Source organism: Halomonas sp. 3A7M (assembly GCF_014897875.1).
GTDB lineage: Bacteria > Pseudomonadota > Gammaproteobacteria > Pseudomonadales > Halomonadaceae > Vreelandella.
Genome location: NZ_JABUZD010000163.1, coordinates 1 through 1,502, shown reverse-complemented (window position 1 = coordinate 1,502; position 1,502 = coordinate 1). Strand labels below are relative to the sequence as shown.

General features: G+C 50.3%; 2 protein-coding genes. Both read right to left on the bottom strand.

The window, feature by feature from the left end; genetic code table 11:
• Positions 1-1,054, bottom strand: a 1,054-nt coding sequence (locus tag INT19_RS15240) for a BapA/Bap/LapF family prefix-like domain-containing protein (RefSeq protein ID WP_193061391.1), incomplete at its 3' end; no start/stop codon positions are given.
• 205 nt (positions 1,055-1,259) lie between these two features.
• On the bottom strand, positions 1,260-1,502 hold a 243-nt coding region (locus INT19_RS15235; protein ID WP_193061390.1), incomplete at its 5' end, for an OmpA family protein.

The window sequence follows — 1,502 nt, the reverse complement described above, 5'->3', positions numbered from 1 at the left end:
TCGGCATCCGTGTCAGCATCTGCATCTGCATCTGCATCTGCGTCTGCATCCGCGTCTGCGTCTGCGTCCGCATCTGCGTCGGCATCCGTGTCAGCATCTGCATCTGCATCTGCATCTGCGTCCGCATCCGCATCGGCATCGGCATCAGCGTCAGCGTCAGCGTCAGCGTCAGCGTCAGCGTCTGCGTCTGCGTCTGCGTCTGCATCGGCGTCAGTGTCAGCATCGGCGTCAGCATCGGCATCGGCATCGGCATCGGTGAGTCACTATCAGAATCCGAGTCACTATCAGAATCCGAGTCACTATCAGAATCCGAGTCACTATCAGAATCCGAGTCACTATCAGAATCCGAGTCACTATCAGAATCCGAGTCACTATCAGAATCCGAGTCACTATCAGAATCCGAGTCACTATCAGAATCCGAGTCACTATCAGAATCCGAGTCACTATCAGAATCCGAGTCACTATCAGAATCCGAGTCACTATCAGAATCCGAGTCACTATCAGAATCCGAGTCACTATCAGAATCCGAGTCGCCATCAGAATCTGAATCGCTATCAGAATCTGAGTCGCTATCAGAATCTGAGTCGCCATCAGAGTCCGAGTCGCTATCAGAATCTGAGTCGCTGTCTGAAGAAGACGAAGAGGAAGCAGCCGCAGCAATACCAACCAAGCCAAGCATTCCTAAGGCAGCTGCCCAAGAAGGGTTGCTACTATCTTGCGCTAGTCCACCTGCTGCCACTTGGGTTTCAGAGAACGCAAACCCAGACCAAGGTATCTCGTACTGCCCCCACCAAATCACCTCAGTGGAATCCTTGAGAAGCAATTCCGTGCGTTCCCCCCCCGGGGCATTAAAAAAGCCAGCAATGATAATTTGTTCACCGGACTTCAGGGTGATAATCAGATCCATTCCCGACCGATCAAAAGCGGCAGTTTCTTCAGGTCCTACAGAAATCGTAACGACGCTCGGTTCCTGCAAATCAACAACACTGCCTCTTGGTATTTCAACCGCATCACCACCCGCTTTAGGGGTAATGACAATGAGTGCATTGTCCATGCTTCACCTATTTTCGTGTTACTTCCAAAGGGTTACCTTGACGAATTCGCTTTCCCCAACATCCTGTAGAACACCGATGCATCCTGGCCTGAAGATTCCCAAGGCTGAAAAGAACTATCAAAGTCAAAAACCGATTATTGTTGGATTTGGCTCTCCTTTAATTAGAAGCATTTAGCAAACTTGCGAAAACAAGCCCCTCTCAGTTTCAACTATTTTCTTGTAATAAAATTTCGACGCGGCGGTTAGGCGCCAGGCACTCTTTTAATACAGCACCTGCAATGTTTTGACAGCTCACCAAAGGCTCACTCTGCCCTAGGCCTGTATAGCGAATATTCTGAGGATTGGTTCCTCCTGCCACTAAAGCATCAGCGACCGCTTTTGCCCGCTGTTCGGAAAGGCGCAAGTTGAACCGCCCCGGCTTTACCGGAGACTCCATATCTTGAGAGGA